Below are 25,069 nucleotides of genomic sequence, written 5' to 3' on the forward strand. Positions count from 1 at the left end.
ACCTGCTCAATGACCGACGGCTATGACTGCTACCAGAACGCACTGGCCGAGCGCATCAACGGCATTCTGAAAACGGAACTGTTGCTGCATCGTCCCGCCAATCTGGCCCAGGCTGTGCGCATGGTCAGACAGTCGGTGCAGATCTACAACAGCGAACGACCACATCACTCGCTCAAATACAAAACGCCCGATGAAGTTCATCGGGCGTCGTTAAGGGGGTATCTTTACCAGCCGGATACCCTGGCAAAACCTGTCAACCTATAGCAGGACGGGTCAGTGCGGCGCTGAATGCGCTCGCTGTCAGTCCGGCCTCGCGCCGAAACACCGTTTTTTGTCCTATGCCTTTTGCCGGCTCTTGATATGACTGCGTACGCCCTAAAATAAACTGGACATGCGCTGCACGAGCGCGCGCCAGGCGGGTTGATCCCCGTGCCGCGCGCCGTCCGCTTTCAGGATTCATGCGGTGGTGCATCGTGCTGCCGCGTCCTACCCGTTTTGCAAAGAGGAACGCATATGGAGCAATTTCACGGCACGACGATCGTCTCCGTGCGGCGCGGCGACAAGGTCGCGCTCGGCGGCGACGGCCAGGTGACGCTGGGCAACATCGTCATGAAAGGCGGTGCGAAGAAGGTCCGGCGCATCTACAACGGCAAGGTGCTGGTCGGCTTCGCCGGCGGTACGGCAGACGCCTTCTCGTTACTCGACCGCTTCGAAGCGAAGCTGGAAAAACATCAGGGCAACCTCACGCGCGCGGCCGTCGAACTCGCTAAAGACTGGCGCACCGACCGCATGCTGCGCCGGCTCGAAGCCATGTTGATTACCGCCGACGCCACTACCACGCTCGTCATCACCGGTAACGGCGACGTGCTCGATCCGGAAGGTGGTATCTGCGCCATCGGTTCGGGCGGATCGTACGCTCAGGCCGCCGCGATCGCGCTGGCCCAGAACACCGAGATGTCGCCCCGCGAAATCGTGGAGAAGTCGCTGGAAATTGCCGGCGACATGTGCATCTACACGAACCATAACCGCGTCATCGAGACGATCGAGTAAGGACCCACGATGAGCACCATGACCCCTGCCGAGATCGTCTCGGAACTCGACAAACACATCATCGGCCAAGGCCGCGCGAAAAAAGCCGTGGCCGTGGCGCTGCGCAATCGCTGGCGGCGTCAGCAGGTTGAAGATCCGCTGCGCCAAGAAATTACGCCCAAGAACATTCTGATGATAGGACCGACCGGCGTCGGCAAAACCGAGATCGCGCGGCGTCTGGCGAAACTGGCCGACGCGCCGTTCATCAAGATCGAAGCGACCAAGTTCACCGAAGTCGGCTACGTGGGTCGCGACGTCGACAGCATCGTGCGCGATCTGATCGAAATCTCCGTCAAGCAAACGCGCGAAACGGAAATGCGCAAAGTGCGCACCAAGGCCGAAGATCAGGCCGAAGACCGTATCCTCGACATTCTGTTGCCGAGCGCGCGGCCGGTGGGCTTCGGCGCGAGCTCGAGCGCCACCGACACCGCCGACGAAGGCAGCACCACGCGCCACACCTTCCGCAAGCGTCTGCGCGAAGGCCTGCTCGACGACAAGGAAATCGAGCTCGACGTCGAACAGCCGCAAGGCGCCATGGACATCATGGGGCCGCCTGGCATGGAAGACATGACCGAGCAGATCCGCTCCATGTTCGCGAACATCGGCGGCGGCAAGAAAACGCGTCGCAAGCTGAAGGTAAAGGAAGCGCTGAAGCTGCTCACCGACGAAGAAGCCGGCAAGATGCTGAACGACGAAGAGGTGAAAACCAAAGCGGTGCAGAACGTCGAACAGAACGGCATTGTGTTCCTCGACGAGATCGACAAGATCGCGTCGCGCGCCGAAGCCGGCGGTGGTGAAGTATCCCGGCAGGGCGTGCAGCGCGATCTGCTACCGCTGGTGGAAGGCACCACGATCAACACAAAGTACGGCATGGTGAAGACCGACCACATTCTGTTCATCGCGAGCGGTGCGTTTCATCTGGCCAAGCCGAGCGATCTGATTCCGGAACTGCAAGGGCGTTTCCCAATCCGCGTCGAACTGGACTCGCTGTCGGTGAACGACTTCGAATCGATCCTGGTGTCCACGGACGCGAGCCTCGTCAAGCAATACCAGGCGCTACTCGCCACGGAAGACGTGCACCTCGAATTCGCCGACGACGGCATTCGCCGTCTCGCCGAGATCGCGTACTCGGTGAACGAGAAGACCGAGAACATCGGCGCGCGCCGCTTGTACACGGTGATCGAAAAACTGCTCGAAGAAGTGTCGTTCGCGGCCGGCAACCACTCCGGCAAGACGGTGCAGATCGACGCGGCGTATGTGGATCGCGCGCTGAACGAAGTGGCGGAAGACGAAGATCTGTCGCGTTACGTGCTGTGATACGGATGCCGATATCGCATCGCTGATTCACGTGCTGATTGTTTGATGTGGATCAGGCGTGAATCGCAAAAGAAAACGGGCTGCCTTTAATCAGGCAGCCCGTTTTTTCGCCCCGTCGAAACGCGAGTGAAGCGGTTCCCGCTTACTGCTTACTGCTACTGCTACTGCTTACTGTTTAACCGGCCGCTTGGCCAGCTTGCGCTGCAACGTCCGGCGATGCATGTTCAACGCGCGCGCCGTCGCCGAAATATTGCCGCCGTGCTCGGCCAGCACGCGTTGAATATGCTCCCACTCCAGACGCGCAACCGACAGCGGCGTGGGATGTTCGATCGCCTCTTCCGCCTGCAGCGCGCTCGCCTCGCTTTGCAGCGCCGACAAGATCGTCTCGACGTTGGCGGGCTTCGCCAGGTAATTGTCCGCACCGTCTTTCACCGCCTGCACCGCCGTGGCGATACTGGCGTAGCCGGTCAGCACCAGCATGCGCGCGTCGGGCTGCAGATCGCGCAAAGGCGCGACGAGCGTCAGACCAGAGTCGTTGCCGAGATGCAGGTCGACCGTGATCTGGCTGAACTTCTGCTGATTCGCCAGCTTGATCGCTTCGTCCGCGTTGTGCGCCTCGCTCACCGTGTAACCGCGCCGCGTCAGACCGCGAGCGAGGATGCCGGAGAACACCTCGTCGTCGTCGATCACCAGAAAATTCATTTCGCTCATGCCTGTTTCTCCGTGTTGGATGGCGCGCTGCCCTGACGGCCCACGCCTGATAATTTGCGCCCGGCAAGCGGCAGCTTGAGAAGCGCTCGCGTGCCACGCGGCTTGATCGCGCTAACGTCGGTCAGTTCGATCGACCCTCTCAAACGCGCCGCCGCCGAAAAGGCCAGATAAAGGCCCACGCCGTGTCCGCCTTGCGTGCTCTCCACCGGCATCGCGCCGAGCGAGCCACGCAGTGCGGCGGGAATGCCGGGGCCCGCGTCGCAGACTTCGAAGACGATCTGGTCGCCGCGCGCCGCCAGCGTGCAGGCCAGCGTCACGTGATCGCGGCTCGCACGCGCGGCGTTGTCGAGCAGAATCGTGAGAATCTGACTCACGGCTACCGTATCGTCAAGGCTGACCTCGGGCGGCGCCACACCAATCCGCTCGAATTTCACATGCGGATGACGCAAGCGCCACTGCTCGCCGAACGATTCGAGCCATTCGCCGACCGGCTGCCGACTCGTGGTTGTCGACGCGCGGCTGCGCAATCTGGCGAGCGCCGACGTGCACAGCGACATCTGCTGCTCCAGCAGTTCAATATCGGCACTGTAGGGTGCGAGCCCTTGGTCGGTGCGTGCCGCGTCGCGCAATTCTTCGGACAACATTGCAATTGTAGACAGCGGCGTGCCGATTTCGTGCGCGACGGTGGCCGCCTGCACACCCAACGCGACCGCGCGCTCGTCATGAAGCAAGCGCTGTTGCGCATCTCCGAGCGCTGCGTCACGTAGTCGCAGCGCGCGCGACATACGTGCAACGAACCACGCGATCAGCCCCACGCTGACCATGAAGTTCACCCACATGCCGGCGCGGTAGTAGTCGAACAGGTTGGCGGGATTGTCGAGGTTGAGCGGCACGGAATCGAAACCGAGCACCGCGTAGCAGGCCACGGCGAATGCCGCAAGCCATGCCATCAGATGCCATGGCAGCACCGCCGCGGCAATGGCCAGCGAAGGCAGATAGAGCGAGACAAATGGATTGGTGGTGCCGCCCGAGAGGAACAGCAGCGCGGACAACGCGCCCAGATCGACCCAGATCTGGCCGAACAACTCCATGTTGGATTCGGGCCGCTGTTGTGAGACGCGCCACCACGTGAGTCCATTGAAGATCACTTCGAGCGCGATCACGAGCAGCATGGCGGGCAACGGCAGGTGCACGCCGATAAATATCTGCACGACCGCGATGGTCACCAGCTGTCCGATGATGGCCAGACTACGCAGCCAGAACAGATGACCCAGATTGACGCGACCGGTGTTCGTTATTCGATGCATGACTTGAGTGTACCTGTTCAGACTAGTCCGACTTACTACGCAGCCCCGCGTCGGTACCATGGTTTTTTTGCGATAGCGACGCTCGGACCGAACTTTCGACCTCGGTTCTTCCGGCGCACCACCCTTCCATGCTACCTACCTCTGACTACGAGGCTGATGTCTCATCAGCTTTCCTGACTTTTCTGCGACATGCTGCCGCAGCCCGCCAAAATGCCACGGCCAAAGCGGAATCCCGATGGCTCGACGCCGCGAGCCAGTTGCATCCACTCGACGACGACTCACTTGAAACGCTCAGCGCCGCGTTGCTTGAGCAGGCCCGTCACGGCGAGGCGATCGAACTCGCCGCCATTATTGCCCAACTCGATTCGCATCGCGCGTTGACCCACTTCCGTCTCGGCTACGTTTTGCAAATGGCGAACCGGCATGGCGAGGCCATTGCCGCTTACCGCCGCGCGCTTGCCATCGAGCCGACTTTGCCCCGGCTGCGCAGCAATCTCGCCGGTGCATTGATGATGACCGGCGGCGACCTGAGCGAGCAACTCACGCTGCTGGAAAGCGCGGTGCGCGACGAACCTTGCGAGGGCGACGCGTGGACGAATCTCACGCACGCGTATCGCACCGGCATGAACCTGCCGCGCGCGCTCGAAGCCGGCGCGAGAGCCATGCAATGTTCGCCGCTCAGCCCGCTGGCGCACAACAACTATGCGCTGGCGCTCCGCGAAGCGCAACGCTGGGCGGAGGCCGAACAGGCCACGAAAACCGCCTGCGCGATCGCTCCTTCGAATACGACGATGCGCTCGAATCTCGGCATGCTGCAGTTGATGCGCGGCGACTACACAAACGGCTGGTCATCGCACGAGGCACGCTGGGACGGCTCAGCGGAACTCGGCGGCAACCGGCCCGCGATACCGGCGCCGACGTGGCACGGCGAACCGCTCGCCGGTAAAACGCTGCTGGTCTGGGGCGAACAGGGCATGGGCGACGTGCTGCAGTTCAGCCGCTATGTCCCAATGCTGGCCGACCGCGTGCATCGCGAGGGCGGGCGCGTGATCTGGAATTCGTTTCCGCAGATGGGTGCGCTGCTTACGCGCAGCCTCGGTCAATACGTGGACGGTTACTCGACCGGCGTCGATCTGGAATCGCTGCGGCCGTTCGACTATGAGATTCCACTGCTCAGCCTGCCGTTGATCTTCGGCACACGCGCCAGCACGATTCCGGCTGCCGTCCCTTATCTGCACGCGGACGACACGGCTAGTCAATCATGGCGTCGGCGGCTGGCGGGCGAAACGCGGCTGAAAGTCGGACTGACATGGACCGGCAGCCTCGGCCATCAACGCAATCCGTATCGGCGGGTCGGCTGGGAGCGCTACGCAACTCACCTTGGCAGACTGCAAAACGTGGCGTTCTACTCATTGCAACCGGGCGCTGACGCCGACGTGGCAGCAGCCCGCGCCGCTGGTCTGCCCATGACCGATCACACCGCCGAATTCGCCACTTTCGACAACACCGCCGCTTTCGTGAGCTCGCTCGACCTCGTCATCACGGTATGCACGTCGGCGGCGCATTTGAGTGGCGCGCTCGGCCAGCGCACCTGGGTGCTGCTCGACGTCAATCCGCACTGGGTCTGGCTGCTCGATCGCCGCGACAGCCCCTGGTATCCAAGCGCCACGCTGTATCGGCAGCCGCAGTTCGGTCAGTGGGAAGCGCCGTTGGAGGCTGTTGCCCGTGATCTGAACGCGCTCGCGGCTGAGCACCGCGCGCCATAGGCGCGTTAACAAGCGCGTTACGGCAAACCACCACCAGACGGCCGCCCCTGAGTCGCTCGCGCAATCTCTGCCGCGAGGCACTCCGGACAAAGACACCCACCAGCGGGATCCAGCCGCTCCACCGGCAAGGACGGCATCTCGCGGCACCAGCAGTCGAACGGCTGCGCGTGTCTCGAGCAATCGAACGCATTACCGCAGCGCGGACAGCGCGCGCGGCTTTCGTGGCGGGAGGCGAACGGTTTCATGGCAAGGCCGGATAAACGCACCGAATCAGGCATCGATCCGCAGATGATGCCACTACCAGCGAAGCGCCGTTAGTCGTCCGTTCGGCTAATACACAAACGCCTTCGAACCGCGTTAGGCTTGCTGGTCGGCCGGCATTCGCGGGCCGTCATGGCGCGGTGCGCAAAAAGCCGCGCCGCCCGCCACCGGCGCCGCTGTCGAAAACCCTGTTGCAGCGCGCCAGTCCTGTACAATTCGCCGTGTTTTAACTGTTCCGTGCCTGAGCCTGCCGCCATGTCCGAGCTTCCCGACCTTTCGCAGATCGCGCCCACCCTGAAGGCTGAAATCCTGGCCGAGGCGCTGCCTTACATTCGTCAATATCACGGTAAGACCGTGGTGATCAAATACGGCGGCAACGCCATGACCGAGGAGCGCCTCAAGCAGGGCTTCGCGCGCGACGTGATTCTGCTGAAGCTGGTCGGTATCAATCCGGTTATCGTCCACGGCGGCGGTCCGCAGATCGACACGGCGCTGAAGAAGATCGGCAAACAGGGCACGTTCATCCAGGGCATGCGCGTCACCGACGAAGAGACGATGGAAGTCGTCGAATGGGTGCTCGGCGGCGAAGTGCAGCAGGATATCGTCACGCTGATCAACCATTTCGGCGGCCACGCGGTCGGCCTCACCGGCAAAGACGGCGGCCTGATCCACGCGCGCAAGATGCTGATGCCGGATCGTGACAACCCGGGCCAGTACGTCGACATCGGCCAGGTCGGCGAGGTCGAGGCGATCAACCCGGCGGTGGTGAAAGCGCTGCAAGACGACGCGTTCATTCCTGTCATCTCGCCGATCGGTTTCGGCGAAGACGGCCTGTCGTACAACATCAACGCGGATCTGGTCGCGGGCAAACTGGCGGTCGTGCTGAACGCCGAAAAGCTCGTGATGATGACCAACATTCCGGGCGTGATGGATAAAGAAGGCAACCTGCTGACCGATCTGTCCGCGCGCGAAATCGACGGTCTCTTCGCCGACGGCACGATCTCCGGCGGCATGCTGCCGAAAATCTCTTCGGCGTTGGACGCGGCCAAGAGCGGCGTGCGTTCGGTACACATCATCGACGGTCGTATCGAGCACTCGGTACTGCTGGAAATTCTCACCGAACAGCCGTTCGGCACGATGATCCGCTCGCATTGATTCCTGCCTCAGTCCCGGCACATAGCGCACGTCGTAACGGCGTGCACTATGTGCCGTGCAGTCGTTCCGCGGCCACGCGCTTTGCAGCTGCTACGTCCAGAGCCACCCTCAGCGCCGCACTCAAAACCAAGCTTCACCGCCGCACTTCACGGCGGCCCGCCACGCGCCAGCAAGGCGCACCGGCACACACTCCCCCTCTTATCTCTCCGCCAGCGCCACGAATCGCAAACACTCGTTGCCTGACGCGACACTTCGCGCCTGAACGGCGCCGCACCTCATGCGCACTCCCACTTCGCGGCGCCGTCGTCCGCATATCGCCGGTGGCAAACCGGTCTGGCTGTTCGATCTCGACAACACGCTGCATCACGCCTCGCACGCCATCTTTCCGGCGATCAATCAGGGCATGAATCGCTACATCATCGACACGCTAAACGTGGATGCCGATGAAGCGAACCGCATGCGCCGCGTCTACACGCAACGCTACGGCGCGGCGCTGCTCGGCCTCGCGCGGCACCATCCGCTGGATCCGCACGATTTCCTGAAATTCGTGCACACGTTCCCGGATCTCGGTTCGATGATCCGCTACGAACGCGGCGTGGCGCGCCTCGTCGCGGCGCTGCCGGGCCGCAAGATCGTGCTGACCAACGCGCCCGAAGCCTATGCGCGCGCGGTGCTGGCCGAATTGCGCATCGAGCGTCTGTTCGAGCAGGTGATCGCGATCGAGCATATGGCCGATCGCCGCCGCTGGCGCGCGAAGCCCGACCACGCCATGCTGCGCAAGACCATGCGCGACGCCCACGTTTCCCTGAAAGACGTGATACTCGTCGAAGACACGCGTTCGCATCTGAAGCACTACCGGCGTTTGGGCATCCGCACCGTGTGGATCACCGGTCATCTGCCGCGCAAACCGCATGTGGACGGCGTGCCGACGCGCCTGCCGGGCACCGGTCGGCCGCACTATGTCGATCAGAGCATTCGTTCGTTAAAATCGCTACGACTGGGCACCCGCTCGGTTCGATTGAAGGGACAGCAGACGGGACGACAGCCATGCAGCCGATCGACAAGCCTGACGAAGCCTTAACCGAACACGAACCTGAACACGAGCCCGTGGCGGCGGCCGCGCCGCGCGCGCAGCGCCTGAAGCCGGGCGAGCGTCGCGTGCATATCCTGCAGACGCTCGCCGCAATGCTCGAAGCGCCGAAAAGCGAAAAGATCACCACGGCGGCGCTCGCCGCCCGGCTGGGCGTCTCGGAAGCCGCGCTGTACCGTCATTTCGCCAGCAAGGCGCAAATGTTTGAAGGGCTCATCGAGTTCATCGAGCAGACTATTTTTGGGCTGATCAACCAGATCGTCGGCAAGGAAAGCAACGGCGTGCTGCAAGCCCGAGCGATCGCGTTGATGCTGCTCAATTTTCCCGCGAAGAATCCCGGCATGACGCGCGTCCTCACCTGTGAGGCGCTGGTCGGCGAGCATGAGCGGCTGACCGAGCGCGTCAACCAGATGCTGGAGCGGGTGGAGGCGTCGCTGAAACAATGTCTGCGGCTCGCGCAGAGGGAGGCCACCAGCGACGAGAGCGCAAACGCAGACGAAAACGCAGGCGAAAGCCGCCCGCAAGCGCCGACCCCCACCTCAGCCGCGCTGCCGGCCGGCTACGATCCCGCGATACGCGCGAGCCTGCTGCTGAGCTACATCATCGGACGCTGGCATCGCTACGTGCGTAGCGGTTTTACGCGCCTACCCGCCGAACACGCCGACGCGCAAATCCTGCTGATTCTTCAGTAGTCCACGCGGCCCGCAGCGCGTGGCGGCCCGCGCCGGCGACGCTGCCGCTCCGGATTTTCCGCTATACTTTGCGCCTGACTGCGGCCGCCGGATGCCTACCAGGCGCCTCCCCAGCCGCTTTCCGCAGCACCCTGAACACCCTGAATATCGCTTGAACATCTAATACGCGCCGATTTGCTGACTCGATTGCGGGCGCGCGAACTGCCGGGAATCTCTCCCGGCGTTCACTATAAATGCGGCTAAAGAGGTCGTCAGCCGCGCACACAGCCGTTCTCCTCCGTGCCTCGCCGACGCCATCTAGCCGCCCTGTATTTGTTAAACGGCGGAATGAATGGAATCGATCGGTATCGTCGCTCCCCAAAAAATGCATTTCAGCGAGCCTCTGCAGTTGCAGAACGGCACGTCGCTGGCCGGTTACGACCTGATGGTCGAAACCTACGGCACGCTCAACGCCGCGCGTAGCAATGCGGTGCTGGTGTGTCACGCGCTCAACGCGTCGCACCACGTGGCAGGCGTGTACGAAGGCAATCCGAAAGACGTCGGCTGGTGGGACAACATGGTCGGCCCGGGCAAACCGCTCGACACCGACACGTTCTTCGTGATCGGCGTGAATAACCTCGGGTCGTGCTTCGGCTCGACCGGACCGATGAGTCTCGATCCCGCGACCGGTCATCCCTACGGCGCGGCGTTCCCAGTCGTGACGGTGGAAGACTGGGTCAACGCCCAGGCGCGCGTCGCCGACGAGTTCGGCATTACGCGTTTCGCCGCCGTCATGGGCGGCAGCCTCGGCGGCATGCAGGCGCTGGCGTGGAGCGTGATGTATCCGGAGCGCGTGGCGCACTGCATCGTGGTCGCATCGACGCCGAAGCTGTCGGCACAGAACATCGCGTTCAACGAGGTGGCGCGTTCGGCGATCCTGTCGGACCCCGACTTTCACGGCGGCAACTACTACGCGCACAACGTCAAGCCGAAGCGCGGCTTGCGCGTCGCGCGCATGATCGGCCACATCACCTATCTGTCCGACGACGACATGGCCGAGAAATTCGGCCGCTCGCTGCGCCGCGCGGAAGGCGCGGTGGACGCGTACAACTTCAACTTCGACGTGGAGTTCGAAGTGGAGTCGTACCTGCGCTATCAGGGCGACAAATTCGCCGACTACTTCGACGCGAACACGTATCTGCTGATCACGCGCGCGCTCGATTATTTCGATCCGGCCAAGGCCTTCGACGGCGACCTAACCAAGGCGGTCGCGCACACCACGGCGAAATACCTGATCGCCAGCTTCAAGACCGACTGGCGTTTCGCGCCGGCCCGCTCGCGCGAACTGGTGAAGGCGCTGCTCGACCACAAGCGCACCGTCACCTACGCGGAAATCGACGCGCCGCACGGCCACGACGCCTTCCTGCTCGACGACGCGCGCTATCACAACGTGATGCGCGCCTACTACGAACGTATCGCGAAAGAGGTGAACGCATGAACCAGCGAGCACTAGATTATCTGGCGTTGCGCCCGGACTTCCGCGCGATCGCCCGCTGGGTCGAGCCGCGCGCCACGGTGCTGGATCTCGGCTGCGGCGACGGTTCGCTGCTGTCGCTACTGACCGAGGAACTGGACGTGCAGGGCTACGGCATCGAGATCAACGACGCCGGCGTGCTGGCGTCGACGCAAAACGGCGTCAACGTGATCCAGCAGAATCTGGAAGACGGCCTGCGCCTGTTCGAAGACCGCAGCTTCGATTTCGCGATCCTGTCGCAGACGCTGCAAACCATCCATCAGACCGCGGCGATCCTGCGCGAGACCGTGCGGGTCGGCAAGGAATGCATCGTGTCGTTTCCGAATTTCGGTTATTGGGCGCACCGGTTGTCGGTGTTGAAGGGGCGTATGCCGGTGTCGAAGTCGCTGCCTTATCAGTGGCACAACACGCCGAACGTGCGGGTGCTGACCATCGAGGATTTCGAGGCGCTGGCGCCGGAAGTCGGCATTGAAATTCTGGATCGGGTCGTGCTGCACGACGGCCAGGTGGTGCGGTGGGGGGTGAACTGGCGTGGTAGTCTTGCGGTCTATCGCGTCAAGAAAAGCTAACGCCAAGTTATCCACATGTCGAACCCGCCGCACGAGGCGCCTGCACTTACCGCTCACGAAGAACATCCCGGCTGGCGCGCGTTCCTGAATACGCGCATGCTGATCTGCGTCTTTCTCGGCTTCACGTCGGGATTGCCGCTGTTCACGCTCGTCTATCTGGTGCAAGCGTGGCTACGCTCCGAAGGCGTCAATCTGAAGGAAATCGGCCTGTTCGCGCTGATCCAGTTCCCCTACACCTGGAAATTCGTCTGGGCGCCACTGATGGACCGTTACGTGCCGCGCTTTCCCGGCTGGAGGCCAGGCAGACGGCGCGGCTGGATGCTCGTCACGCAGATTCTGGTCGCCGGCGCGATCGCGTGTTTAGGGTTCGTGTCGCCGCGCGATTCGATCTGGACAGTGGCCGCGCTGACCGCACTGGTCGCGTTTTTCGGCGCGAGCCAGGACATCGTGATCGACGCCTACCGGCGTGAATTGCTGAGCGACACGCAACAAGGTCTCGGCAACGCGGTGCACGTGAACGCGTACAAGATCGCGGCGCTGGTGCCGGGTTCGCTGGCGCTGATCCTGTCAGACCATCTGCCGTGGACGACCGTGTTCATGGTGACTGCGGCGTTCATGCTGCCCGGCATGGTCATGACGCTGGTGGTGCGCGAGCCCGAAGTGCACGGCACGCCGCCCAAAAATTTGCGCGAAGCGATCGTGCAGCCGTTCCGCGAATTTATCCAGCGCGACGGTTGGCGCGGCGCGCTGTTCGTGCTCGGCTTCATTTTTCTGTACAAGCTCGGCGACACGATGGCAACTACGCTGTCCACGTCGTTCTTCCTCGATATCGGTTTTTCGCGCACGCAGATCGGCGTGATCGCGAAGACCACCGCGTTCGGCGCGAGTCTCGCGGGCGGGATTGTGGGCGGCATCTGGCTGATGAAGATCGGCATTGGCCGCGGCTTGTGGATCTTCGGCGTTCTGCAGATGGTGTCGACGCTCGGCTTTGCATGGCTTGCGCATCTCGGGCCGGCTTCGCCGGGGCTTAGCGCGATTTACGATATAGCCGTGTGGGTGAGCCAAGGGACGACGAAACTGCTGGCACTGGCGGGCATCGACTGGGCCGTGCAGCTCGAGCCGCGCTCGGTGGCGCTGGCGCTCGTCTACGGCCTGGAAACCTTCGCGACCGGACTGACAATGGCGGCATTCACCGCCTATATCGCCAGCACCACCGATCCGCGCTACACCGCCACGCAGTTCGCGCTGTTCACGAGTCTCGCTTCGGTGCCGCGCACGCTGGCGTCGGCGGCGAGCGGGTATGTGGTCGCGAAGATCGGCTGGTTCGATTATTTCCTCGTCTGTACCGCACTCGCACTGCCCGGCATGGTGCTGCTGTTGCGTATCGCGCCGTGGAGAACCCGCTCATGACAGCGCGTTTTTCAAGGCGCGGGGGCGGCATCGGTTCGGCTAGCGGCCGCACACCTCGCGCATCTTCGCGAGTGGCCTCCAGCGCAGTGTTGCGCGCGTCGTTGACGCTCATCTGTGCAAGCCTGGCGACAACGGCCATGCCGCTGACTGCCTACGCGACAGCCATGCCGCCGGTCGCCAATAGTGCGCCCAGCGCAACGGCAACGCAGTCGACGCCGACACCGGCCGCCGCGCCGACGGCCAGGTCCGCCGCGGGTGCGACCAGTCCTGAAAACGCGACGTCCGCAGCGGCGGGCGGCAATAGCACCAATAGCGCGACCAGTCCGACCAACCCCAGCAGCGCAGCCGCTGCCGCCACGCCGAACTCGTCGACGCAGTCATCGCCCCAGTCCCCGCCGCCAGTCACGGCGCGTACGCCCGCAGGTACGTCGGCGCCAACACCAGCCGCGGCCGCCGCGAAAGCGCCCGCCGCCAACACCATGTCCGTCCCCAACGCCGCCGGCTCGTACAGTTCGAGCCCGCAGTTGCGTTACGGCGGCTACATGGTGTTCCGCAACCTGATCCCGTCACCGGTACTCGAGGCGCAGGCGGCCGAAGAATTCAGCCAGATCGCCTACGGCGCGGAGCACGCGAACCGTCTGTACGGCGACACCGACGCGCACGTCACGCGCGTACGCGCGATCGTCGACAAGCTGATTCCCTACTCGCTCAAATGGAACGAACGGGCGAAGAACTGGAAGTGGGACGTGGCGGTGGTGCGTTCGCCCGATATCCGCATGTACTGTCTGCCGGGCGGCAAGATTGTGGTGTACGGTGGCTTGCTTGACCGCGCTCGCCTGAACGACAACGAACTCGGCATGCTGATCGGCCACGAGATCGCGCATGCGTTGCGCGAACATGCCCGCGAACGTCTCGGCCAATTGCAGGCCAGCCAGCTCGATTCGTCGGGCACGATTCCGCAGCTATTCGGCCTCGCCGATCTCGGCGCCGCGCCGCTCGGCATCGGCTCGCGCCTGCTGGAAATGAAGTACGCCAACACCGACGAAACCGAAGCCGATGTGATCGGCAGCGATATCGCCTCGCGCGCCGGTTACGATCCGCGCGCGGCGGTCACGCTGTGGGACAAGCTGGCAGCGGCGACGCAAAGCAATCGCAATCAGGGCTTCATCTACGTGCATCCGTACACGCCGGCGCGCCGCCAGGACATCGTCAAGCGCTTGCCGGACATGCTGCCGCTGTATGCGAAAGCAATCGGCAAGTCCGTCGATGCGCTGCCGGACTACGCCGGCATGGGCCGTCCGCGGCGAAAAGTGCCGCGCGACTGAGTTGGCCCGTTGCGTTACTTCTTGACCTTGTGGTCGTAGTCGACGGTCAGCGGCGCGTGGTCGCTGAATTTGATATCGCGGAACACGTCGGTGCGCTTCGCCTTGCTCGCAATGCCCGGCGTCGCGATCTGATAATCGATCCGCCACCCGACGTTCTTCGCGTACGCCTGACCGCGATTGCTCCACCACGTGTACTGCTCGGGCCGCTGATCGAGCGTGCGGAACACGTCGACGTAACCCACTTCGTCGAATAGCGTGTCGAGCCAGGCGCGCTCTTCCGGCAGGCAACCGGAGTTCTTCTGGTTGCTCTTCCAGTTCTTGATGTCGATTTCCTTGTGGACGATGTTCACGTCGCCGCACACGATCACCTCGCGCTCCTTCGCCAGTTCCGCGAGATGCGGCATGAACTCGGCCATGAAGCGGAACTTGGCCTGCTGGCGGTCTTCACCGCTCGAACCCGACGGCACATACACCGAAATCACCGAGAGCTTGCCGAAACGCAATTCGACATAACGCCCTTCCGGATCGAATTCCTCGCTGCCGAAACCGATAATCACTTCGTCCGGTTCCTGCCGCGTGTACACGCCCGCGCCGCTGTAGCCCTTCTTCACCGCATGCTGAAAATAGCCGGTGAAATTGTGCGGCGCCATGAATTCCGGCGTCATGTCGTCTTGCGAGCATTTGATTTCCTGCACGCACAGCACGTCGGCTTTCTGTTCGCCGAACCAGTCGAAAAAGCCCTTCTTCGCCGCTGAGCGGATGCCGTTCAGGTTGGCGGTAATCACACGCAACATGTCGTTCCTTTTTGTGTTCGATTCGTTTGAGATGCCGTCAGGCGCCAACGCGCAAGGTCACTCGACCTTGACGCCCTTCAGCGATTCCTTGGCCGGCGGATAGTCGAGCTGCAACGTTTCGAAGGTACGCAACAGCAGCTCCGCGACCATCACATTGCGATGCGTCTTCGAGTCGGCCGGAATCACGTACCAAGGCGCGTACTCCGTCGAGGTCGCCGCCAAGGCGTCGCGATACGCGGACTGATACGCGTCCCACTGCTTGCGTGCTTCGAGATCGGAGACGTCGAATTTCCAGTGCTTGCTCGGATCGTCGATACGCGCCTGCAGACGCGTGCGCTGCTCGTCTTTCGAAATGTGCAGCATGCACTTGATGATCGTCGTGCCGCTATCCGCCAGCAACGCCTCGAACTGGCGAATGTGGCAGCAGCGCGCGTCGAACGCTTTCGCGTCGAGCGTGCCGAGCACGGTCGGCACCAGCAGATCTTCGTAGTGACTGCGGTTGAAAATGGTCAACTCGCCGGCGGCTGGCGCTTGCGAATGCACGCGCCAGAGAAAGTCGTGCGCGAGTTCGACGGGCGTCGGCGCCTTGAACGGCACGATGCGCAACCCGAGCGGATCGACTTCGTGAAACACCGCGCGGATCGTGCCGTCCTTGCCGCTCGTGTCCATGCCTTGCAGCACCAGCAATACGCGACGCTTCTGCTGCGAGTGCAGGCGCTCCTGCTGCTGGTCGAGCTTCTCGCCAATCTCCGACAAACGGGCCTTGTCGGAATCTTTCGATCCGGTCGAAAACGGCTTGGATGCCGGGTCGAAAGCGTCGAGCGAGAACTTGCTGTTTTTCTTGCCGTCGTCGAAAAACGGCACGCGGAAATCGTCGAACTCGGGTTGCTTCGCCATCCACACACTCCGTGATTTGCGTTCAACGGGCCTGCAAAAACGGAGCCCGCAAAATGAAACGGGCCGTTGCCCCACTTTCGTTTCCGGCAACAGCCCGCGGCGGCTCAAGTGCGAAACCTGAGCCGGTTCCAGTCAACTGACATTTAACTCAGGACAGCTTCTTCTTCAGCAGTTCATTCACCTGCGCCGGATTGGCCTTGCCCTTGGTCGCTTTCATTGCCTGGCCGATCAGTGCGTTGAAGGCCTTTTCCTTGCCGGCGCGGAATTCTTCGACCGACTTCGGATTCGCGGCGAGCACCTCGTCGAGAATCGCTTCCAGCGCGCCGGTGTCCGAAATCTGCTTCAGACCTTTCGACTCGATGAGGCGGTCGGCGGCGGCTTCGTCGGTTGCCTTCTCTTCCCAGATCGCGACGAAAATTTCCTTGGCGATCTTGTTCGAGATCGTGCCGTCGGCAATGCGTTGCAGCAGCAGCGCGAGTTGCGCGGCCGACACCGGGCTCGACGCGATCTCCAGCCCTTCGCGATTCAGTTGCGACGACACCTCGCCCATCAGCCAGTTCGCCGCGACCTTCGCGTGCGCCGGGCCGACCTTGACGACCACCGCCTCGTAATACGCGGCCATCGCCTTGCTCGACGTCAGCACGTTCGCGTCGTACGGCGTCAACCCGTATTGCGACACGAAGCGCTGTTGAATCGCTTCCGGCAACTCGGTCATCTCGCTCTTCACGCGCTCGATCCATGCGGCGTCGATCACGAGCGGCATCAGATCCGGATCGGGAAAATAGCGGTAATCGTGCGCGTCTTCCTTGCTGCGCATGGAGCGCGTTTCGCGCTTGTCCGGATCGTACAGACGCGTTTCCTGCACCACCGTGCCGCCGTCTTCGATCAGTTCGATCTGACGGCGCACTTCGTACTGAATGGCTTCTTCGAGGAAGCGGAACGAGTTCAGGTTCTTGATCTCGGCACGCGTGCCGAATTCCGCCTGACCGACCGGGCGCACGGACACGTTCGCGTCGCAACGGAACGAGCCTTCCTGCATGTTGCCGTCGCAGATACCGAGCCACGTGACGAGCGTGTGCAGCGTCTTGGCGTACGCAACCGCTTCGGCCGCGCTGCGCATTTCCGGTTCGGTGACGATTTCGAGCAGCGGCGTGCCGGCGCGATTCAGGTCAATGCCGGTCATGCCCGCGAAGTCTTCGTGCAGCGACTTGCCCGCGTCTTCCTCGAGGTGAGCGCGCGTCAGGTTGACGACCTTCTCGTAGGCTTCCTTGCCGGTCTTTTCATTGGCCGGGACCTGAATCGTCACCTGGCCGCCCTGCACGACGGGGATTTCGTACTGGCTGATCTGATAGCCCTTCGGCAGATCGGGGTAGAAATAATTCTTACGCGCGAAGATGCTGCGCGGCGCGACCGTCGCGCCGATCGCGAGGCCGAATTGAATCGCGCGCTCTACCGCGCCGCGGTTCATTACCGGCAACGTGCCCGGCAACGCCAGATCGACGGGGCTGGCTTGCGTGTTCGGCTCGGCGCCGAACTGCGTGGGTGAGCCCGAAAAAATCTTCGATTGCGTCGACAGTTGCGTGTGGGTCTCCAGACCGATCACGACTTCCCATTGCTTGGTCATGGTGCTCACACTCCTGCCGGTGCTTGACGATGCCAGTCGGTCGCGCGTTGGAACGCGTCGGCCACCTGCAGCATCCGGGCTTCATTGAAATAGTTGCCGATGATCTGCAAACCCACCGGACGCTGGGCGTTCGCGCCCGCGCCGAAACCGCACGGCACGCTCATGCCCGGCAAACCGGCGAGGCTCACCGACAGCGTGTAGATGTCGGCCAGATACATCTGCACCGGATCGTCGCCCTTCGCGCCGAGGTCCCATGCCACCGACGGCGCGACCGGTCCCATGATCACGTCGCACTGCTTGAAGGCTTCCTGGAAGTCTTGCGCGATGATGCGGCGAATCTTTTGCGCCTGCAGGTAGTACGCGTCGTAGTAACCGTGCGACAGCACGTACGCGCCGACCAGAATGCGGCGCTTCACTTCCGGGCCGAAACCTTCGGCACGCGACTTCTTGTACATGTCGAGCAGATCGCGATACTCCGCGGCGCGATGGCCGAAGCGCACGCCGTCGAAACGCGACAGGTTCGACGAGGCTTCCGCCGGCGCGATCACGTAATAGACCGGGATCGACAGCTCGGTTTTCGGCAGCGAGACTTCCACCAGCGTGGCGCCGAGCGCTTCGTATTGCTTCAACGCGGCGTCGATCGAGGCGCGCACGTCGTCGGCCAGACCGGCGCCGAAATATTCCTTCGGCAGGCCGATGCGCAAACCGGCGAGCGGCCTGGCGGCGCTATCCTGTTGCCACGGCTGGCCGAGGTAGCGCGTGTAGTCTTCGTCGTCGCGCACGAGGCTGGTCGAATCGCACTCGTCGAAGCCCGCCATGGCGTTGAGCAGCGTCGCGCAATCTGCGGCGCTACGCGCCATCGGGCCGCCCTGATCCAGCGACGACGCGAACGCGATCATGCCGTAACGCGACACGCGGCCGTACGTCGGCTTGATGCCGGTAATGCCGGAGAACGACGCCGGCTGACGAATCGAGCCGCCCGTGTCCGTGCCGGTTGCGGCGGGCGCGAGACGCGCAGCGACAGCCGCCGCCGACCCGCCCGACGAACCGCCGGGCACGGCCTTAACATCCCACGGATTCTGCACGGGACCAAAGTACGAATTCTCGTTGGACGAGCCCATCGCGAACTCGTCCATATTGGTCTTGCCCACGCACACCATGCCGGCGTTCTGCAAACGCGCGACCACGGTCGCGTCGAACGGGCTTTCGTAGTTCGACAACATCTTCGAGCCGGCCGTGGAGCGCCAGCCCCGGGTCACGAACACGTCTTTATGGGCGATCGGCACACCGACCAACGGGCCGGCGTGGCCGGTGTGCAGCAACGCGTCGGCGGCTTTTGCCTGCGCGAGCGTCAGATCGGGATCGACCTGGATGAACGCGTTCAGGCTATTGGCCGCGTCGATCCGCTTCAGATACAACTGCGCCAGTTCGACTGCGGAGCATTCCTTGGCCGCCAGGGCGGCACGCAGTTCGGTCAGACTTTTTTCATGCATTGCGTTTTATCCTGAAGAGCGCGGCAGCGCAGGTCACGCTGCCGTGGAGGCATTCGAGCCCGCTTGAGCGAGTCTTACTCGATTACCTTCGGCACGAGGTACAAGCCGTCTTGCACCGCCGGCGCGGGGCGCTGGAAAGCTTCGCGTTCGACCGTTTCGGTCACCGCGTCGTTACGCAGACGCAGCGCGACGTCTTCGATCTGTTCGATCGGATGGGCAAGCGGCGCGATGCCGGTGGTATCGACCGCCTGCATCTGCTCGACGAGGCCGAAAAAATCATTGAGCTGGACGAGCGTGTGCTCAGCGTCGGCATCAGCCAGTTCGAGCCGCGCGAGGTGCGCGATGCGTTTAACATCGGTCAGGGTCAGAGCCATGCAGTCACCGGAAAATGTGGTGGAACGCCGCCGCAAGGAAAAAACAATGCTGCGACAGCGGGTTACGACGCTGGAGGAAGACCTCGAAAAAGGGGTCAGCGGCGGCAAAAAGTGCCGTCCGTTTCCTTCAAAACATCCAAAATTATAAGGTATCATTACGCGTTCGACCCAAACCCGGACCGACTTACCAAGGCCTTTCGAACAATTCCCACAAGATCGTTCGGATTTCCAACCTGGCTTTGCAACGGCCTCCGGTAGACTCCCTCGCAGCTTCAAGTTCCTGTGGCGCCGCTTGTTGCACCGCTTCCGCCCGGTTGAAGCTGTTATTTTTTCCGCTGCCGCCCTACGCATACGTTGCGAGGCCCGGCCCCAAGCGAGACAGGATTTTGAATGTTCGGTTTTCTGCGCAGCTACTTCTCCAACGATCTGGCGATTGACCTTGGCACTGCCAACACGCTCATCTACATGCGTGGCAAGGGTATCGTTCTCGACGAACCGTCGGTGGTTTCAATCCGCCAGGAAGGCGGTCCTAACGGTAAGAAAACTATTCAGGCAGTCGGCAAGGAAGCCAAGCAGATGCTTGGCAAGGTGCCGGGCAACATCGAGGCGATCCGCCCCATGAAAGACGGCGTGATCGCCGATTTCACGGTCACCGAGCAGATGATCAAGCAGTTCATCAAGACCGCTCACGAATCGCGTATGTTCTCGCCGTCGCCGCGCATCATCATCTGCGTGCCGTGCGGTTCGACCCAGGTCGAGCGTCGCGCGATTAAAGAAGCGGCGCACGGCGCCGGCGCTTCGCAGGTCTATCTGATCGAAGAACCCATGGCCGCCGCGATCGGCGCCGGCCTGCCGGTGTCGGAAGCGACCGGTTCGATGGTCGTCGACATTGGCGGCGGCACGACCGAAGTCGGCGTGATCTCGCTGGGCGGCATCGTGTACAAAGGCTCGGTGCGCGTCGGTGGCGACAAGTTCGACGAAGCCATCGTCAACTACATCCGCCGCAACTACGGCATGCTGATCGGCGAGCAAACCGCTGAAGCGATCAAGAAGGAAATCGGCTCCGCCTTCCCGGGTTCCGAAGTCAAGGAAATGGAAGTGAAGGGCCGCAATCTGTCGGAAGGCATTCCGCGCAGCTTCACCATCTCCAGCAACGAAATTCTCGAAGCCCTCACCGATCCGCTGAACCAGATCGTGTCGTCGGTGAAGATCGCACTGGAACAAACCCCGCCGGAACTCGGCGCGGACATCGCCGAACGCGGCATGATGCTCACGGGCGGTGGCGCACTGCTGCGCGACCTGGACCGCCTGCTCGCCGAAGAAACCGGCCTGCCGGTGCTCGTCGCCGAAGACCCGCTGACCTGCGTTGTACGCGGCTCGGGCATGGCGCTCGAACGCATGGACAAGCTGGGCAGCATCTTCTCGTACGAGTAAGCGAGCTCGTCTCCATGTCAGTAGCGCGGATCTGGCACACGGCCCCTTGCGGGCCGGTTTGCCATTGGCTGGGCCACCCAGCCTCCGCGCGCTGAACGCGCGTTCCTCGCGCGCCGCCGTCTCACCCAACCGCTCACGCCCCCGGCGCCGACCATGGAATACAGTCCGCCGCCCCTGTTCAAGCAAGGCCCGTCCGCCCTCGCCCGACTGGTGTTTTTCGTCGTGCTGGCGCTGGCCCTGCTGATCTCCGACGCACGCTTCAAAACGCTCGAAATCGTTCGCGGCGTGCTCGGCGCGGGTCTTTATCCGTTGCAACGCGCAGCGCTCGTGCCGCGTGACGTCTTTATGGGCGCAGCCGACCTGGCCGTGACCAGCGCCACGTTGCGCAGCGAGAACGACAAGCTCCGCACCAAAGATCTGCAACTCTCCCAGCAAGCCAATACCGCCGCCGGACTGGCTGCCGAAAACGCTCATTTGCGCGCGCTGTTGCAACTGTCGCAACGCTCGGCCACCGAATCGCTGCCCGCTGAAATCCAGTACGACACGCGCGACCCGTTCACGCAGAAAGTGGTGATCGGCCGTGGCGCGCAGCAAGGCATTCAGAACGGTTCGCCGGTCGTCAATGAAGACGGCGTGATCGGTCAGGTCACGCGCGTGTTCCCGTTGCAAGCCGAAGTGACGCTGCTTACCGACAAGGATCAGGCCGTGCCGGTGCAGATCGTGCGCACGGGTTTGCGTAGCGTGATCTACGGCACGCCGAAGGGCGACACGCTCGACCTGCGCTTCGTGCCGATCAGCGCCGACGTGCAAACCGGCGACGAACTCGTCACCAGCGGACTCGACGGCACGTATCCGCCGGGGCTGCCGGTTGCCAAGGTGGTACGCGTCGACAAGCAGGCCGATACGGCGTTCGCACGCGTGATCTGCCTGCCGATCGCGCCGGTGCGTGGCGCGCGGCAACTGCTGGTGCTGCACTACCTGAACAACGTGCCGCCGCGTCCGGCTGAAGAACCTGATGCGGCCACCATCGCCAAAGACGCGAAGGCCAGGAAAGGCAGCAAGCCGGCGGACGGCAAGGCCGCAGCGGACAAGAACGCGCCGGCCAAACCAGGTGACAAAGCTACGGCGGACAAACCCACCGCTGCCAAATCGCCAGAGAAAGCGCCGGCCAAACCCACCACCACGGAGAAAAAATCCTCGGCGGAGAAAAAGCCGGCCGCTGACAAAAACGCGAAGCCGCAAGCCACGCCGGGGGCGCAGCCATGAACCGTCCGCAATACATTCTGCAGCCGGTCAATCCGTACTTCATCTCCTTCAGCCTCGCCGCGGCGTTTCTGCTGAACCTGATGCCGTGGGGACGCCTCATCGGCGTGCCGGATTTCGTCGCGCTCGTACTGCTGTTCTGGAACGTGCACCAGCCGCGCAAAGTCGGCATGGGCATCGCGTTTTTCCTCGGTTTGCTGATGGACGTGCATAACGCCAGCCTGCTCGGCGAGCACGCGCTGGCGTATACGTTGTTGTCGTACGGCGCGATTACGATCCACCGCCGGGTGCTGTGGATGTCGCTCGGCGTGCAGACCTTCGCGGTCATGCCGCTGCTGGTGGTCGCGCAACTGGTGCCGTTCGTGATCCGTCTGCTGACGGGCGCGGCGTTTCCGGGCTGGGGCTATCTGATCGACGGTTTTGTCGAAGCCGCGCTGTGGCCGATCGCCAGCATGCTGCTGCTGATGCCGCAGCGCCGCCCGGCCGATCCGGACGATACCCGGCCGATTTGACCATACTTCGAGCCTGCCGGCGGTTCCACTGGAATGGAGTCCCGCCGCCGGCCCGCTCGACGCGCATCGCTGTTCATGCCTCCCGGTTCCGGCCGGATTAGGCGCACACTCATGATGGCCGTCACCCGGCCTTTTGCAGAATCGCATGACCGAATTCAAGGACACCCAGCAACAGCTCTCGAAGTTCCGCCTGCGCGTCGCGGCGGCGGGCCTGTTCGTGTTCGTCTGCTTCGGGCTGATCGGCTTCCGCTTCCTGTTCCTGCAGGTCTGGCACTACAGCAAATACTCACTGCAGGCCGATGAAAACCGCATTTCCGTCGCGCCGATCGTGCCGAACCGCGGCATCATCACCGATCGGAACGGCGTGGTGCTGGCCAAGAACTACTCGGCCTACACGCTCGAACTGACGCCGTCGAAGCTCAACGACTCGATCGAAAACGTGATCGACAACCTGGCCACGGTCGTCTCGATCGACGCCCGCGACCGCCGCCGCTTCAAGAAGCTTCAGGAAGATTCGAAGAACTTCGAAAGCCTGCCGATCCGCACCCGCCTGACCGACGACGAAGTCGCGCGCTTCACCGCACAGCGATTCCGCTTCCCTGGCGTGGAAGTGCGCGCGCGGCTGTTCCGCCAATATCCGCTCGGGCCGACCGCGGCGCACGTGATCGGCTACATCGGGCGGATTTCGCAGCGCGACCAGGATCGGATCGACGACGCCAGCGACCAGAACGACAGCGATCCGGACCACTACGATCCGCGTCTGGACGCGAACAACTACAAGGGTACCGACTACATCGGCAAGATCGGCGTCGAGCAGAGCTATGAGACCGAGTTGCACGGCCAGACCGGGTTCGAAGAAGTGGAAGTAACCGCCGGCGGCCGGCCGGTGCGCACCTTGTCGCGCACGCAGGCCACGCCCGGCAACAACCTCGAACTGTCGCTGGATATCGGCTTGCAGCAGGTTGCCGAGCAGGCGTTCGCGGGTCGCCGCGGCGCGCTGGTCGCGATCGAACCAGCCACCGGCGACGTGCTCGCGTTCGTGTCGGCGCCGAGCTTCGATCCGAATTCCTTCGTCGACGGTATCGACCAGCAGACCTGGGACGACCTGAACAACTCGCCGGATCACCCGCTGCTGAACCGTCCGCTGCACGGCACCTATCCGCCGGGTTCGACCTATAAACCGTTCATGGCGCTCGCCGCGCTGACGCTGCATAAGCGCACGACGGGCTGGGGCTTCCAGGATCCGGGTTCGTACACGTTCGGCGGCCACACATTCCGCAACGACGTGCGCTCGGGCCAGGGCTGGGTCGACATGAACCGGGCGATCGTCGTATCCAACGACACGTATTTCTACATGCTCGCGCACGACCTCGGCGTCAACAACATCGCCAACTTCATGAAGCCGTGGGGCTTCGGCCAGATCACCGGCATCGATATTTCCGGCGAAGCGCGCGGCATCCTGCCTTCCACGGACTGGAAGCGCAAGGCGTACCGCAAGCCCGAGCAGCAACGCTGGTATGAAGGCGAAACGATCAGTCTCGGCATCGGTCAGGGCTACAACTCGTTCACCATTCTGCAACTCGCGCATGCCACGGCGACGCTCGCGAACAACGGCGTCGTGATGAAGCCGCACCTCGTGCGCGACATCGAAAATCCGATCACTAAAGAGACCCGTCCGGTGGTGCGCGATCCGAGCGACAAGATCGCCGTCAAGCAGGCGGACATCGACTTCATCAAGCATGCGATGGCCGAAGTGGTCACCAACGGTACGGCATCGAAACTGTTTATCGGCGCGCAGTATCAGGCGGCCGGCAAGACCGGCACGGCCCAGGTCTACTCGCTGCAAGGCGCGAACTACAAGGGTCATGCGATCGCCGAGCATCTGCGCGATCACGCGCTGTTCATCGCTTTCGCGCCGGTCGACAACCCCAAGATCGCGCTCGCGCTGATCGTCGAAAACGGTGGCTGGGGCGCGGAATCGGCAGGTCCGATCGCGCGCAAGGTGCTCGATTACTACCTCGTCGGCAAGAACAAGCCGGGCGCTCAGGCGGCGGCAATTGCCGCGGCGGCGTCGGCGACGCAGGATGCGTCCGCGCCGGTAGTGGGCGGCGCACCGGCTTCCGAGGAAACTGCCGTGCAGCCGGTCAAGATCGCTGCGGGCTTTACGGCGTTGCCGATTCCCGGTGCGGCTTCGGCGGCCGCTGCGGCTTCGGCGGCTCAGGCGGCGTCCGCTGCGGCAGCGGCGTCAGCGCCTACTGTCGGTGCTTCGGGCGCGGCTGCGGCCGCCAAGGGGGCTTCAGCCGCTACGTTCGCCACCACAAAAAATCCGGCGCCGCGTAAGCCTGGCGCCCCGCATAAGCCCCGCCCCGCCAGCGAGCCGGCGCCGACCGCCGCCGCGCCATCGCGGGATGACGGCATTGAAGCCACGTCGCCACGCCAGCCGGTTGCCGGCGGCATCGACGAGTAAGGAGAA

At 63.1% G+C, this 25,069-nt stretch carries 24 protein-coding genes; 16 read left to right on the forward strand and 8 right to left on the reverse strand.

Annotated features, from left to right (window positions below; genetic code table 11):
* From B0G83_RS33710 to hslU, 3 genes are all read left to right on the forward strand, one after another.
* Positions 1-264 (forward strand): integrase core domain-containing protein (locus B0G83_RS33710; protein WP_146120134.1); only part of this gene is annotated, 264 nt, incomplete at its 5' end.
* A 249-nt stretch (positions 265-513) separates the two neighbouring features.
* On the forward strand, positions 514-1,050 hold the full coding sequence (gene hslV, locus B0G83_RS33715; protein WP_105511655.1) for an ATP-dependent protease subunit HslV: 537 nt from the start codon (positions 514-516) through the stop codon (positions 1,048-1,050).
* 9 nt (positions 1,051-1,059) lie between these two features.
* On the forward strand, positions 1,060-2,406 hold the full coding sequence (gene hslU / locus B0G83_RS33720) for an ATP-dependent protease ATPase subunit HslU (protein ID WP_105511656.1): 1,347 nt from the start codon (positions 1,060-1,062) through the stop codon (positions 2,404-2,406).
* Positions 2,407-2,574: 168 nt separating this feature from the next.
* On the opposite strand, the gene B0G83_RS33725 is transcribed toward hslU, so the two are convergent.
* Together B0G83_RS33725 and B0G83_RS33730 are read right to left on the reverse strand one after the other, a co-directional pair.
* On the reverse strand, positions 2,575-3,117 hold the full coding sequence (locus tag B0G83_RS33725) for a response regulator transcription factor (protein ID WP_007179684.1): 543 nt from the start codon (positions 3,115-3,117) through the stop codon (positions 2,575-2,577).
* Entirely contained in the window at positions 3,114-4,424 is a 1,311-nt protein-coding gene (locus tag B0G83_RS33730; RefSeq protein WP_105511657.1) for an ATP-binding protein, read from the reverse strand. The genes B0G83_RS33725 and B0G83_RS33730 overlap by 4 nt, the downstream gene beginning before the upstream one ends.
* Positions 4,425-4,552: 128 nt before the next feature.
* Between B0G83_RS33730 and B0G83_RS33735 the strand changes: the two genes are divergently transcribed.
* A complete protein-coding gene (locus B0G83_RS33735; RefSeq protein WP_105511658.1) occupies positions 4,553-6,190 on the forward strand; it encodes a tetratricopeptide repeat protein in 1,638 nt (545 codons plus the stop codon).
* A gap of 17 nt (positions 6,191-6,207) precedes the next feature.
* Here the strand turns inward: B0G83_RS33735 and B0G83_RS33740 are convergent, their stop codons facing one another.
* Entirely contained in the window at positions 6,208-6,435 is a 228-nt protein-coding gene (locus tag B0G83_RS33740; protein ID WP_105511659.1) for a cysteine-rich CWC family protein, read from the reverse strand.
* A 271-nt stretch (positions 6,436-6,706) separates the two neighbouring features.
* On the opposite strand from B0G83_RS33740, the gene argB reads away from it, so the two are divergent.
* The 7 genes from argB (at position 6,707) to B0G83_RS38800 (ending at position 14,205) form a co-directional block, all read left to right on the forward strand.
* Positions 6,707-7,606 carry an acetylglutamate kinase gene (argB, locus tag B0G83_RS33745; RefSeq protein ID WP_035554096.1) on the forward strand — a complete coding sequence of 300 codons (900 nt, stop codon included), beginning with the start codon at positions 6,707-6,709 and terminating at the stop codon, positions 7,604-7,606.
* 277 nt (positions 7,607-7,883) lie between these two features.
* The gene (locus B0G83_RS33750) at positions 7,884-8,687 is read left to right on the forward strand and encodes an HAD-IA family hydrolase (RefSeq protein WP_105511660.1); all 804 of its coding nucleotides are present in this window, start codon (positions 7,884-7,886) and stop codon (positions 8,685-8,687) included.
* Complete coding sequence (gene slmA / locus B0G83_RS33755; RefSeq protein ID WP_105511661.1) at positions 8,654-9,388, forward strand: nucleoid occlusion factor SlmA; 735 nt, start codon at positions 8,654-8,656, stop codon at positions 9,386-9,388. Before B0G83_RS33750 ends, slmA begins: the two co-directional genes overlap by 34 nt.
* 331 nt (positions 9,389-9,719) lie before the next feature.
* A complete protein-coding gene (locus B0G83_RS33765; protein WP_105511662.1) occupies positions 9,720-10,865 on the forward strand; it encodes a homoserine O-acetyltransferase in 1,146 nt (381 codons plus the stop codon).
* Positions 10,862-11,470, forward strand: a complete 609-nt coding sequence (gene metW / locus B0G83_RS33770) for a methionine biosynthesis protein MetW (protein WP_105511663.1) — start codon at positions 10,862-10,864, stop codon at positions 11,468-11,470. Before B0G83_RS33765 ends, metW begins: the two co-directional genes overlap by 4 nt.
* Before the next feature lie 15 nt (positions 11,471-11,485).
* Positions 11,486-12,880 carry an AmpG family muropeptide MFS transporter gene (locus B0G83_RS33775; RefSeq protein WP_105511664.1) on the forward strand — a complete coding sequence of 465 codons (1,395 nt, stop codon included), beginning with the start codon at positions 11,486-11,488 and terminating at the stop codon, positions 12,878-12,880.
* A complete protein-coding gene (locus B0G83_RS38800; RefSeq protein ID WP_181157155.1) occupies positions 12,877-14,205 on the forward strand; it encodes a M48 family metallopeptidase in 1,329 nt (442 codons plus the stop codon). Before B0G83_RS33775 ends, B0G83_RS38800 begins: the two co-directional genes overlap by 4 nt.
* 14 nt (positions 14,206-14,219) lie before the next feature.
* Here B0G83_RS38800 and B0G83_RS33790 read toward each other — a convergent pair whose 3' ends face one another.
* From B0G83_RS33790 to gatC, 5 genes are all read right to left on the reverse strand, one after another.
* Positions 14,220-14,999 (reverse strand): exodeoxyribonuclease III, encoded by a 780-nt coding sequence (locus B0G83_RS33790; RefSeq protein ID WP_105511666.1) that lies wholly within the window; start codon positions 14,997-14,999, stop codon positions 14,220-14,222.
* A gap of 57 nt (positions 15,000-15,056) precedes the next feature.
* Positions 15,057-15,896, reverse strand: a complete 840-nt coding sequence (locus B0G83_RS33795; protein ID WP_105511667.1) for a PPK2 family polyphosphate kinase — start codon at positions 15,894-15,896, stop codon at positions 15,057-15,059.
* A gap of 148 nt (positions 15,897-16,044) precedes the next feature.
* Entirely contained in the window at positions 16,045-17,520 is a 1,476-nt protein-coding gene (gatB, locus tag B0G83_RS33800) for an Asp-tRNA(Asn)/Glu-tRNA(Gln) amidotransferase subunit GatB (protein WP_105511668.1), read from the reverse strand.
* A gap of 5 nt (positions 17,521-17,525) precedes the next feature.
* Positions 17,526-19,013, reverse strand: a complete 1,488-nt coding sequence (gene gatA, locus B0G83_RS33805) for an Asp-tRNA(Asn)/Glu-tRNA(Gln) amidotransferase subunit GatA (RefSeq protein ID WP_105511669.1) — start codon at positions 19,011-19,013, stop codon at positions 17,526-17,528.
* Between the two features lie 74 nt (positions 19,014-19,087).
* Positions 19,088-19,387, reverse strand: coding sequence for an Asp-tRNA(Asn)/Glu-tRNA(Gln) amidotransferase subunit GatC (gatC, locus tag B0G83_RS33810; RefSeq protein WP_105511670.1), 300 nt, complete (start codon positions 19,385-19,387; stop codon positions 19,088-19,090).
* Here gatC and B0G83_RS38805 point away from each other — a divergent pair.
* From B0G83_RS38805 to mrdA, 5 genes are all read left to right on the forward strand, one after another.
* Positions 19,386-19,535 carry a hypothetical protein gene (locus tag B0G83_RS38805; protein WP_167444582.1) on the forward strand — a complete coding sequence of 50 codons (150 nt, stop codon included), beginning with the start codon at positions 19,386-19,388 and terminating at the stop codon, positions 19,533-19,535. The genes gatC and B0G83_RS38805 overlap by 2 nt on opposite strands.
* Positions 19,536-19,777: 242 nt before the next feature.
* A complete protein-coding gene (locus B0G83_RS33815; RefSeq protein ID WP_004189550.1) occupies positions 19,778-20,821 on the forward strand; it encodes a rod shape-determining protein in 1,044 nt (347 codons plus the stop codon).
* Positions 20,822-20,974: 153 nt separating this feature from the next.
* Positions 20,975-22,087 carry a rod shape-determining protein MreC gene (mreC, locus tag B0G83_RS33820; RefSeq protein ID WP_105511671.1) on the forward strand — a complete coding sequence of 371 codons (1,113 nt, stop codon included), beginning with the start codon at positions 20,975-20,977 and terminating at the stop codon, positions 22,085-22,087.
* Positions 22,084-22,596 carry a rod shape-determining protein MreD gene (gene mreD, locus B0G83_RS33825; protein WP_035554115.1) on the forward strand — a complete coding sequence of 171 codons (513 nt, stop codon included), beginning with the start codon at positions 22,084-22,086 and terminating at the stop codon, positions 22,594-22,596. The genes mreC and mreD overlap by 4 nt, the downstream gene beginning before the upstream one ends.
* A 145-nt stretch (positions 22,597-22,741) precedes the next feature.
* Positions 22,742-25,063 carry a penicillin-binding protein 2 gene (mrdA, locus tag B0G83_RS33830; RefSeq protein WP_105511672.1) on the forward strand — a complete coding sequence of 774 codons (2,322 nt, stop codon included), beginning with the start codon at positions 22,742-22,744 and terminating at the stop codon, positions 25,061-25,063.
* Positions 25,064-25,069: the final 6 nt, after the last annotated feature.

Origin of the sequence: Paraburkholderia sp. BL21I4N1 (assembly GCF_002973525.1) — a bacterium.
Classification (GTDB): Bacteria; Pseudomonadota; Gammaproteobacteria; order Burkholderiales; family Burkholderiaceae; genus Paraburkholderia.

Bases quoted from the DNA above. Each gene is read 5' to 3' on its own strand.
- B0G83_RS33725 (WP_007179684.1), bottom strand. From the start codon at position 3,117: ATGAGCGAAATGAATTTTCTGGTGATCGACGACGACGAGGTGTTCTCC.
- B0G83_RS33790 (WP_105511666.1), bottom strand. From the start codon at position 14,999: ATGTTGCGTGTGATTACCGCCAACCTGAACGGCATCCGCTCAGCGGCG.
- B0G83_RS33730 (WP_105511657.1), bottom strand. From the start codon at position 4,424: ATGCATCGAATAACGAACACCGGTCGCGTCAATCTGGGTCATCTGTTC.
- B0G83_RS33765 (WP_105511662.1), top strand. From the start codon at position 9,720: ATGGAATCGATCGGTATCGTCGCTCCCCAAAAAATGCATTTCAGCGAG.
- B0G83_RS33795 (WP_105511667.1), bottom strand. From the start codon at position 15,896: ATGGCGAAGCAACCCGAGTTCGACGATTTCCGCGTGCCGTTTTTCGAC.
- mrdA (WP_105511672.1), top strand. From the start codon at position 22,742: ATGACCGAATTCAAGGACACCCAGCAACAGCTCTCGAAGTTCCGCCTG.
- B0G83_RS38800 (WP_181157155.1), top strand. From the start codon at position 12,877: ATGACAGCGCGTTTTTCAAGGCGCGGGGGCGGCATCGGTTCGGCTAGC.
- B0G83_RS38805 (WP_167444582.1), top strand. From the start codon at position 19,386: ATGCAGTCACCGGAAAATGTGGTGGAACGCCGCCGCAAGGAAAAAACA.
- mreD (WP_035554115.1), top strand. From the start codon at position 22,084: ATGAACCGTCCGCAATACATTCTGCAGCCGGTCAATCCGTACTTCATC.
- metW (WP_105511663.1), top strand. From the start codon at position 10,862: ATGAACCAGCGAGCACTAGATTATCTGGCGTTGCGCCCGGACTTCCGC.
- hslU (WP_105511656.1), top strand. From the start codon at position 1,060: ATGAGCACCATGACCCCTGCCGAGATCGTCTCGGAACTCGACAAACAC.
- B0G83_RS33740 (WP_105511659.1), bottom strand. From the start codon at position 6,435: ATGAAACCGTTCGCCTCCCGCCACGAAAGCCGCGCGCGCTGTCCGCGC.
- B0G83_RS33815 (WP_004189550.1), top strand. From the start codon at position 19,778: ATGTTCGGTTTTCTGCGCAGCTACTTCTCCAACGATCTGGCGATTGAC.
- B0G83_RS33775 (WP_105511664.1), top strand. From the start codon at position 11,486: ATGTCGAACCCGCCGCACGAGGCGCCTGCACTTACCGCTCACGAAGAA.
- slmA (WP_105511661.1), top strand. From the start codon at position 8,654: ATGCAGCCGATCGACAAGCCTGACGAAGCCTTAACCGAACACGAACCT.
- mreC (WP_105511671.1), top strand. From the start codon at position 20,975: ATGGAATACAGTCCGCCGCCCCTGTTCAAGCAAGGCCCGTCCGCCCTC.
- gatB (WP_105511668.1), bottom strand. From the start codon at position 17,520: ATGACCAAGCAATGGGAAGTCGTGATCGGTCTGGAGACCCACACGCAA.
- gatA (WP_105511669.1), bottom strand. From the start codon at position 19,013: ATGCATGAAAAAAGTCTGACCGAACTGCGTGCCGCCCTGGCGGCCAAG.
- hslV (WP_105511655.1), top strand. From the start codon at position 514: ATGGAGCAATTTCACGGCACGACGATCGTCTCCGTGCGGCGCGGCGAC.
- B0G83_RS33750 (WP_105511660.1), top strand. From the start codon at position 7,884: ATGCGCACTCCCACTTCGCGGCGCCGTCGTCCGCATATCGCCGGTGGC.
- argB (WP_035554096.1), top strand. From the start codon at position 6,707: ATGTCCGAGCTTCCCGACCTTTCGCAGATCGCGCCCACCCTGAAGGCT.
- B0G83_RS33735 (WP_105511658.1), top strand. From the start codon at position 4,553: ATGCTACCTACCTCTGACTACGAGGCTGATGTCTCATCAGCTTTCCTG.
- gatC (WP_105511670.1), bottom strand. From the start codon at position 19,387: ATGGCTCTGACCCTGACCGATGTTAAACGCATCGCGCACCTCGCGCGG.